The sequence below is a fragment of the Candidatus Rokuibacteriota bacterium genome, from assembly GCA_016209385.1.
GTDB lineage: Bacteria > Methylomirabilota > Methylomirabilia > Rokubacteriales > CSP1-6 > JACQWB01.
Genome location: JACQWB010000306.1, coordinates 1 through 9,354 on the forward strand (window position 1 = coordinate 1; position 9,354 = coordinate 9,354).

Below are 9,354 nucleotides of genomic sequence, written 5' to 3' on the forward strand. Positions count from 1 at the left end.
CCGCACGGTCCACGGCGCCTCCAGCCCCAGCAGGTAGCGATAGAGTTCAACGTCGCGCATGGCCCCAGCCCTCCCGGTGTGGTGATGGAGCTGGAGCCATTCTTACATCAGCCAGCGACCCACGCCAAAGTCGGATGAACCAAAAAAAGAGGTAAGACAATGCACAAAATCGGATTTGCCCTGTTGTTGGTAGTGGGTTTGGTCCTCGGCTTCAGCCTCTCCGCCAACGCCCACTTCGTTCCGGTCCCCTGTGACTTCATCACGGGCGGCGGATTCGTGTTCACGGACCTGGGCAAGATGGCGAACTTCGGTGCCCACGGAGGCTGCAAGAACGGTGAGTTCTGGGGCCACGTGAATTTCGTCGACCACAGCACCTCGCCCGGCTACCACGTGAACAGCACGGAGATCACGGGCTACTTGATCGATCCCGCGATCCCCAACGCGCGCGACATCTGCGGCTTCGCCCGCACCAACCGGGACGAGACCGTGCGCTTTCGCGTGCGCATGGTGGACAACGGGGAGCCCGGCACGATGGACATGTTCGGGATCCGGCTCTCCAATGGCTATGTCGTGACGACGCGCTTCCTGGGCGGAGGGGGTCCTGGCGGCGGGAATATCCAGCTCCATGCTCCGAACCCGTCGACCACGGGGCCGGTGCCCGCGCCGGATGAGGCGACGATGTGCGGCGGCCTGGTGTCGCCCTGAAAAAGATGAGAGGAGAGAGATAGCGGCGATTATTCGCCCAAACTCGAGTCAAGCGGCCCGGGCAAGCTAAGGCGACGCGACTCTTCTGTAGTGGCCATACTCCAGACCCCGGCAGGGCCCGGACGGTAGCCGCCCGCGCGGCTTCCGTCCGGGCCGGGCCTGGCGGGCAAGACCTTCTACAGCGCCTGCAGCCTATACCGTCTCCTTCGAGGGCCACGCTCACGACACCCAGCGCTCGGGCACCGGCTCTCGAAAGGATGGATGCGACGGGCATGCAAAGGCCGGGGCGGCGCGATGCATCCGCGGATGAGACGGACAGGGCTTTGTCTTTCGAGCGATCAAGCTCGGTCCTACCGTTTGTGCCGACTACGATCTTAATCCTACAGGAAAGGAAGGGTCAGCGTATGCGTAGCCGCTCACGCTTTATCGTTGCGATAGCGCTCGTGATCGCCCTCATCGGGTTGCTGGGGGTACCTACGCGGGCCCTCGGCCAGCCCGAGATCGACCCGGTGCTCGTTGAGGTACTCAAAACCGCGGGCCTGTTCCAACTAATCGAGGGCGTCGTAACCTTTGACCACAATCCCACCCCGAACGACCTCCTGGCGCTCAAAGCCACCGGTATCGAGATCCGCCCGTTTCGCGTGCTGCCGATGGTCGGGGTCCGGGGCACGGCGACCCAGCTTCTCGGTCTCCTCGGCCTTCCCGGGATTCGCTCTTACAACGGCCAGCTCAGCTACTTCCTGAATGAGAGCGTCCCGCTTGTCGGTGCCGATCGGGTCTGGACCGAACTGGGGTATACCGGCAGCGGCGTGACCGTGGCCATCATCGATTCGGGCATCGACGCCACCCATCCGGACCTCCCCTTCGGGGAGAAGGTCATCCAGAACGTGAAGGTGGGGCCGAACCTGTTCGGGGGCGATCCGATCGTCGTCGAGGGCCTCTCGAACACCGACACGACCAGTGGACACGGCACCCATGTGGCCTCGATCGCAGCCGGCACGGGCGCGGCGCTCGCGGGAAAGTACCGTGGGGTCGCCATCGACGCCAAGCTGGTCGGCGTGGGGGCGGGCGAGACGATCTTTATCCTCACGGCGCTCGAGGCGTTCGACTGGGTCCTGGCAAACCGGGACAAGTACGGGATCCGGGTGATCTCCAACAGCTGGGGCACCCGGGGCTCCTTCTCACCGGACGACCCCATCAATGTGGCCAGCAAGAGAGCCCACGACGCCGGGCTGGTCGTCGTCTTCTCGGCAGGGAACGATGGGCCCAGCCTAAATACCCTGAGCCCGTTCTGTGTGGCGCCGTGGGTCATCTGCGTGGCCGCCGGCCGAAAGGACGGCCGGACGCCGGCCGACTTCTCCTCGCGTGGGGTCCCCGGCGATCCGCTCCTTCATCCAACGATCACGGCGCCCGGCGTGGACATCGCGGCCGCGCGGGCCACCACCGGCATCGTCATGCACACCTTCTTTGCCGTTGACCTGGTGAACATCGGAGCCGACGCGCTCCACTATGCCGTCGCGAGTGGCAGCAGTATGGCGACATCCCATGTCTCTGGCACCGTGGCCCTGATGCTCGAGGCGAACCCGCGGCTCAGCCCTGATCTGGTAAAGTCGCTGCTGGAGAAAACGGCAACGCCGATGCTCGGCTTCGGCCCTCACGAAGTCGGCACTGGCTACCTCAACGCGTACGAGGCTGTCAGGGCCGCCCGGGCAGATACCACCCCGCCATCGGTTGCCATCACGGCTCCCCCTGACGGGTCAACCGTCTCGGGCACGGTCACGGTGGCGGCCAGCGCCTCGGACGATGTGGGCGTGGTCGGGGTCCAGTTCCTGCTCGATGGGGCCCCGCTCGGCGCTGAAGACACCACCGCTCCATATGCCATCCCCTGGGATACGACCACGACGACCGACGGGCCCCACACCCTGGCGGCTGTCGCCCGCGATGCCGCCGGCAACCGCACCACGTCCGCCCCCGTCAGCGTGACCGTGGCCAACGCCCCGGCCTCCACAGGGACCCGCTTTGAAGAGACCGATCCCGCCGTCACCTATTTCGGCAACTGGTATCCACGCAGCCGCGAGACCCTCAGCGGCGGGACCGCCGTGATCGCCGAAGAATCCGGCGCCCGGGCAACTTTCAGCTTCACGGGAACGGCGGTGAGCTGGATCGGCTACCGCTACCCGGGTGCCGGCATCGCCCGCGTCTACGTGGACGGGAACTTCATGGGCGAGGTGGATACGTACGCCCCTTCCCATGAACCGCAGGCCGTGGTGTTCACCGCCTCCGGCCTCCCTCGGGGGACTCATGCCTTGACCGTAGAGGTGACAGGGACCATGAACCCGGCGGCAGGTACCGATTGGGTCGTCGTGGATGCCTTTGACGTGACGCCCTGAGGGACGGCGGGTCACGCTCCTGACGCCGGGAGAGCCCGGACGGCAGCCGCCGGCGTGGGTTCGGCCCGGGGCGGGCCTGGTGGACAAGGCCGTTTATATCGCCTACGGTCCGGGTTCTCCCTCGCGGGCAAGACAGGACGTATGCGCCATGTCGAAGAGCCTACAGGAATGGGTCCAAACGGACGTCCAGCCCCACCGGGACAGGCCGTTGGGGTGGCTGGCGCAGCATCACTTCTTCCGTGACCCCGCACGGCCCGCGTACTCGGACACTTCCTACTTCTTCTCTCCCGCGGACGGAGTCATCCTTTTCCCCGAGTTCCTGCTGTCGCTGGTGACCTCGGACCCGGCGGTGACCGAGAGCAGTCTGAGCAGTCTGCGCGTCGTCGCCCTGGCCATGCTCGTCGTGATCCCCGGCGAGATGTGGTTCGTGGCCGTAACGGGCACCGGGGATACGGGGGCGGCGTTCCTGATCGAAACCATCCTGGCCGCGGCGATGCTCGGGAGCAGCTACATCGCCGCGATCGTCATGGGGTGGGCGCTGGAATACGTCTGGATGTCCCTGCCCCTCGCCTGGCTGACCGGGCTGACCCTTTCCTACGCGTGGATGAGGGCCCAGTACTGGAAGCGGCTCGAGATCTGAGAATCCTTAAGGCCGCGGGCTTGATCTCACTTGCGCACGCTGACGCCTACGACAGTACCCGGTGGGGTTCCGGCGTTGAAGCCGGAAAGCACGGTCCCGCTGGCGAGACCAAATTTGTAGACATTGGAAGTGGCGAAGTTGCCAGCCCAGAACGTGCCGTCTCCGACCAGGTCCAGGCCGGCCCAGTAGCTAGGCTCCCCGGGCACGCCGTACGTCTGGACGAGAGCGCCGGAGGCGTCCAGGCGCGCAATCACCTGGCCGCTCGAGACGAGGACTCCCCCGTCCGGAAGGATGCGTAGGTCGTGAGCTTCACCGCCGGGCAGCGGGGCAGCGTTGAAGTCTGGGAGCTGCACGCCGGTACACACGTCGAACCGCTTGACGTTGGGACCCCAGGACGTGTAAAAAATCGTGCACCCGTCGGCGGCAAGATCGATCCAGAAGGAGCCTCGGAATTCCTGGGCCACAGCGAATGCGATCGGCGCTTTCCCGGGCTCGAACTTCAAGATCGCGCCCGTACAATCCGCTTGGCCGACGTAGGCATTCCCCGCCGCATCGAACACGATCGCATGGGGATTGCAGTTGTAACCACTGCCGAATGCTCCCAGCGACGCGCCGAGGGTGTTGAACACTTCCACGGTATTCCCGGTGGTACAGGACGGATCAAAGCACCAACGGGTGACGTAAAGGTTCCCACCGGCGTCGAACCCCATCCCCTCGGCCGTCCCCGGGATTTGGCCGACCAGAATCCTGTTGGGAGTTCCATCCGGGTGCCACCATTGCACCTGACCAGTCGTCGACACAAACGGAGCGAAAAACACGTCGATTGAGACGAACACATCACCGGGCGCAAAAGTAGCATGGCTCGCCTCGACGCTTTGGGCGGCCACAAAGAGTAGAATTGCGATCAGCAGGAAGCCAAGTCTGGCTACCATCCTTCCCGTGTTCTTGCTCAACCTTATCCTCCTCTCGGGGATCCTTTCCGAACGACCGTGCCGACACAAAGGGCCTTCACAGCCGGGCGCGCCCGGCGCAGACTGCCCGCCACGAGAGCAATCCGCGGCCGCATCAGCCCCTCTCCGCGTCCCCGCGAACGGGGCCGGGCCGGCGCCCGGTCTGGAACGAACTCCGGCCGGTCATCCCCGGCTCTCCCATACATGATAAGGAGCGGGGAAGCGGTGGAGAATCAGCCAAGTATCTGAATCGAAAGGGGGAAATCCAGGAGCGGCCGGTCGGGGCCTCCCTGAGCCGCGCCGCCTGACACCTCGGCTCTTGGCCCTCGGCCAGTCTCCTCGCACGAGACCCAGGCTCAAGCGGGGCAGGCTTGCGGATGTACGACGCGAGAGCGACGCGCAGGTCTGATCCGACGTGTCCCGCAGGACCGCCGGCCGAGAAAGGTCCGGCACTCGATAAGCTGCTCTATATACGCCGCATCAAAGATCCCGCGCCCTCCGCGCCCTCTCTCGTCTCGGAGAGCGACAGCCACGGACGAAACTGTTGAGCCGCATTCTTTAAAATGTATTTTCGCCCGGCTTGGCGCCCTTGAGGATGCGGTCCACGAGCTTCCCTGCCCGACGGAACATCTCGGGAACAAGGTTCAGACCGCGAGAGACTCGAGAACTCGCGCCGCGGCTTCCTCCCCCGACCGAATGCAGTCGGCGATCCCCACTCCCCGATAGCCGCTCCCGGCCAGCGCCAGGCCCGGGTGCCCGGCCACCCGCCGCTCGATCGCGCCGATCCGGTCGAGGTGGCCCAGATGGTACTGGGCCATCGAGGTGGGAAAGCGGTGGACACGGCTGAGATAAGGGGGCGCCGTGACCCCGAGGAGCTCGGCGAGCTGGGAGCGGCTCAGGGTGACCAGCCGCTCGTCGTCCTCCCGCAGGACCGCTTCGTTCAGCGCGCCGCCCAGAAAGAGCCGGAGAAGGACGAACCCCGCGGGCGCCCGGCCCGGGTACTTGACGCTCGAGAACGTGCACGCCAGGATCGGCCGCCCTTCGCTCCGGGGCACCACAAAGCCGAAGCCGTCCAGCGGATGGGCGACCTCCGCGCGCCGGTACGCGAGGCTCACGGTGGCCGACGCCGCGTAGGGGATCGTTTCCAGGAGATGGGAGCACGCGGGATCGAGATACCGGGTGAGCCGCGCGCTCTGGTAGGCTTCGGGTGCAAGGATCACTGCGTGGGCGTGCAGGGCGCCTTGGTCGGCGAGCACGACCTTCCAGCTGTCGCCCTCGCGCACCACGGCATCGGCCCGCTCCTTGAGCCTCACCGAGCCAGGAGGCAGCCGCCCGGCAAGACTCCTGACAAGCTCCTCCATCCCTTCGGCGAAGGTCACGAACAGGCTCCACCGCGCGCCGCTCGCACCCTGCGCCACGTCGGGGCTCTGCCGGGCAGCCCTCCGGAGGGCGAGGATCAGGCTCCGGTGCCGCCGCTCCATTTCGAGAAAGCGCGGGAGCGTGGCGGCCAGCGAGAGCTGGTCAGGATCAGCCGTGTAGATACCCGCCACCAGCGGCTGGGCGACACGCTCGAGAGCCTCGCGACCGAGTCTCCGCCCGACGAAGGCCCCCAGGCTCTCGTCCTCGCCAGAGCTGCCGCGCGGAAGGACCAGGTCGAGGGCCATCCTCAGCTTGCCCGGCCAGGAGAAGAGGGAGGAGGTGAGCAGCGGCACCAGCCGCGCGGGGGCCAGGAGCTGAAACCCCTCGGGGAGCGGATGGAGACGGCCGCCGTGGACCACGAAGGTTTTCCTGAACCGGTCGTCGGTCCTGACCAGGCGATCCGTCAGGCCGAGCCGCTCGCAGAGGGCGAGGGCCCAGGGCTTCTCCGAAAGAAAGGAGTCGGGACCCGCCTCGATCAGAAAGCCCCCGCGGCGCTCCGTGGCGATGGTCCCACCGAGCCGGTCCTGTGCCTCGAGGAGCGTGAGCTCGAGGGCAAGGCCGCGCTCGCGCGACAGCTCGACCAGGCGGTGCGCCGCGGCAAGGCCGGCGATCCCGCCGCCCACCACGATGACGCTGACAGGTCCGGTGCCGCTCACTGGCGCGCGGGCCCGGCCTCGACGAGATCGGCGAGCATCGCGATCAACGCCGGATGATCGTTCACCGCCTGCGCCCGGTGGAGCCTGACGCCCGCGCCCGCGGCGACCCCGCGGGCCTCCACGTCCAGGTCGTAGAGGACTTCGACATGGTCAACGACGAACCCGATCGGCACGACCACGAGGTCCGCGACCCGGTCGCGAGCCACGTCACGAATCACCTCGCCGATATCGGGTTCGAGCCACGGCTCCAGCGGGCTGCCACTCCGGCTCTGGTAGGCGATGCGCCAACGGCGGTGGCCGAGCTGATCGGCCACGAGTCGCGAGGCCTGCGTGAGCTGGGCGACGTACGGCGAGCGCTCGGCCATCGCCACCGGGACGCTGTGGGCGGTGAAGACGAGCGGCGTCTCTGGCCGGCGCGCTGGAGGGATCGCGTCGAGCACAGCCCGCGTTTGATCTGCCACGGCCTCGATGAAGCGCGGATGATCAGACCAGGGCGGCGCGTAGGTCACCGCGGGCGCCGCCGGACCGACCGTCGCGCGGGCCTCGGCGACATTGTCCTGATAGCGCTCCCAGGCAGCCTCGGTCTGGAGCGAGGAGAGGATGATGCCGAGGGCATGCCGGCAGCCCTTCTCCGCCATCTCCGCGAGGGTCTCGGCCAGGTACGGATGCCAGTTCCGCATGCCGACAAAGACCGGCAGCGCGATCCCCTTCCGCGCCAGCGCCGCCGCGAGCCCGGCCGCTTGCTTGAACGTCAGCTCGTTGAGCGGCGAGCGGCCGCCGATCCTCTCGTAGTGGTGGGCGACCTCGTCGACGCGCTCCGGCGGAATCCGGCGGCCGCGGGTCACGGTCGCGAGAAACGGCCGGATCTCCTCCGGCCGCGTGGGACCACCGAAGGCGATCAGGAGAACGGAGTCAATCACCGCGCCCTCGCCTGGCTGACAGCTCGTGGACCATCTCCACCAGGGCTACGACGTGCTCGACCGGGGTCTCGGGCAGGACGCCGTGGCCCAGGTTGAAGATGTGGCCGTGACGGCCGCCGGCCCGCGCCAGGATCGCCTGCACCTGACGGCGGATCTCGGCGGGTTTGGCTAGCAGCACCGCCGGGTCGAGGTTCCCCTGCACCCCCACGTCGTAGCCGACGCGCTTCCAGGCTTCGCCCAGGTCCACGCGCCAGTCCAGCCCGATCACGTCGCCGCCCGCCTCGCGCATCAGCTCCAGCAGGCCCGCGGTCCCGGTACCGAAGTGGATCACCGGAGCTCCAGGCGTGAGCCCGGCGATCACGGCCCGCGTGTGGGGAAGGACGCCGTTCCGGTAGTCCTGAGGCGAGAGGGTCCCGACCCAGGAGTCGAAGAGCTGGACCGCCGCGCATCCCGCCGCGATCTGGCCGTTCAGGTACTGGATGCTGATCGCGACCAGCTTCTCCATGAGCGCCTGCCACGCCGCGGGCTCGTCGTGCATCAGGCGCTTGGCGTGAAGGTAGTCGCTCGACGGCCCGCCCTCGATCAGGTACGACGCCAGCGTGAACGGGGCGCCCGCGAAGCCGATCAGCGGCAGGCGCCCGTCCAGCGCGCGGGTGACGATCCGGATCGCCTCGAAGACGAAGGGGACCGCGCTCTGGACATCCACCTCGCCCAGGCGCCGGAGGTCATCCCCGCTCCTGACCGGGCGGTGGATCACCGGTCCCTCGCCCTTCGCGAACTCGAGGCCCACCCCCAACGGCTCCAGCGGGAGCAGGATGTCGGCGAAGATGATCGCGGCGTCCACGCCGAGCCTCTCGACCGGAAGCAGCGTGATTTCCGTGGCGGCCTCGGGATTCTTGCAGAGCTCGAGGAAGCCCAGGCGGGCGCGGAGCTTCCGGTACTCGGGCATGTAGCGTCCGGCCTGGCGCATCAGCCACACCGGCGTGAAATCGGTGGGCTCTCTGCGGCACGCCTTCACGAACGGATGCATACGCGACGAGCGTAGCCCTCCCGTTGCGTCCGGTCAAGGAAGTGGGGAGCGCGCCCTGGCCCGCTCCCCTTACCGGGCGAATGCCCTACGCCGCGTGACGGGCCCACTGGCCAGGCAGCTCGACCTCCACGCGGCGAAGAACCGGGCTTCCGCCGGCGCCCTCGAGCTGTCCCGACCTCCCGTCGCTCGCCCCCTTCTTGCTGTATCGCTTTCTTGACATTGCCGCCGACCGGGCCTCCGCCATACTGTTCTGCTCTCGTCTCGCTTGTTTGCGGCCGGCGTCTCTTCCCCTGCTGGCGCACCCAAACTCAGGTTGCTTGATCGGGTTCGCCGGGCGATGCGTGCCCGACATCTCAGTCCCAAAACCGAGGAGGCGTATGTCGGCTGGATCAAACGTTTCATCTTCTTCCACGGGAAGCGACACCCCGCCGAGATGGGTGAGGCAGAGATCGGCCGGTTCTTGACCAGTTTAGCCTCCGACTCCCATGTGGCTGCCTCAACGCAGAACCAGGCGTTGAATGCCCTGTTGTTTTTGTATCACAAGGTCCTGGAGAATGAGATTGGCCTTATCCAGGGGGTCGTTCGCGCCAAAAGACCAAGGAGGTTGCCCGTCATCCTGACCAAAGAGGAAATCAAGCGGCGCC

The 9,354-nt window shown here is 67.0% G+C and carries 8 protein-coding genes; 4 read left to right on the plus strand and 4 right to left on the minus strand.

Features of this window, described 5'->3' with window-relative positions:
• Window positions 1–159: 159 nt before the first annotated feature.
• The 3 genes from HY726_23080 to HY726_23090 all read left to right on the plus strand — a co-directional run bounded on the left by HY726_23080 (window position 160) and on the right by HY726_23090 (window position 3,735).
• Window positions 160–705, plus strand: coding sequence for a hypothetical protein (locus tag HY726_23080; GenBank protein ID MBI4611885.1), 546 nt, complete (start codon window positions 160–162; stop codon window positions 703–705).
• 443 nt (window positions 706–1,148) lie between these two features.
• Window positions 1,149–3,095 carry a S8 family serine peptidase gene (locus HY726_23085; protein MBI4611886.1) on the plus strand — a complete coding sequence of 649 codons (1,947 nt, stop codon included), beginning with the start codon at window positions 1,149–1,151 and terminating at the stop codon, window positions 3,093–3,095.
• Window positions 3,096–3,243: 148 nt separating this feature from the next.
• The gene (locus tag HY726_23090; protein ID MBI4611887.1) at window positions 3,244–3,735 is read left to right on the plus strand and encodes a hypothetical protein; all 492 of its coding nucleotides are present in this window, start codon (window positions 3,244–3,246) and stop codon (window positions 3,733–3,735) included.
• 26 nt (window positions 3,736–3,761) lie between these two features.
• Here HY726_23090 and HY726_23095 read toward each other — a convergent pair whose 3' ends face one another.
• The 4 genes from HY726_23095 to hemE form a co-directional block, all read right to left on the minus strand.
• Window positions 3,762–4,688 carry a hypothetical protein gene (locus tag HY726_23095; protein MBI4611888.1) on the minus strand — a complete coding sequence of 309 codons (927 nt, stop codon included), beginning with the start codon at window positions 4,686–4,688 and terminating at the stop codon, window positions 3,762–3,764.
• Between the two features lie 641 nt (window positions 4,689–5,329).
• Window positions 5,330–6,730, minus strand: coding sequence for a protoporphyrinogen oxidase (hemG, locus tag HY726_23100; protein MBI4611889.1), 1,401 nt, complete (start codon window positions 6,728–6,730; stop codon window positions 5,330–5,332).
• Between the two features lie 26 nt (window positions 6,731–6,756).
• Window positions 6,757–7,680: a ferrochelatase gene (gene hemH, locus HY726_23105; GenBank protein MBI4611890.1), complete on the minus strand. Its 924-nt coding sequence runs from the start codon at window positions 7,678–7,680 to the stop codon at window positions 6,757–6,759.
• On the minus strand, window positions 7,673–8,710 hold the full coding sequence (gene hemE / locus HY726_23110; GenBank protein MBI4611891.1) for a uroporphyrinogen decarboxylase: 1,038 nt from the start codon (window positions 8,708–8,710) through the stop codon (window positions 7,673–7,675). Before hemE ends, hemH begins: the two co-directional genes overlap by 8 nt.
• A 313-nt stretch (window positions 8,711–9,023) precedes the next feature.
• Here hemE and HY726_23115 point away from each other — a divergent pair.
• On the plus strand, window positions 9,024–9,354 hold a 331-nt coding region (locus HY726_23115), incomplete at its 3' end, for a phage integrase N-terminal SAM-like domain-containing protein (protein ID MBI4611892.1).

Excerpts from the sequence above, each read along its gene's own strand:
- HY726_23080 (MBI4611885.1), top strand. The coding sequence starts at position 160 with ATGCACAAAATCGGATTTGCCCTGTTGTTGGTAGTGGGTTTGGTCCTC.
- HY726_23090 (MBI4611887.1), top strand. The coding sequence starts at position 3,244 with ATGTCGAAGAGCCTACAGGAATGGGTCCAAACGGACGTCCAGCCCCAC.
- hemE (MBI4611891.1), bottom strand. The coding sequence starts at position 8,710 with ATGCATCCGTTCGTGAAGGCGTGCCGCAGAGAGCCCACCGATTTCACG.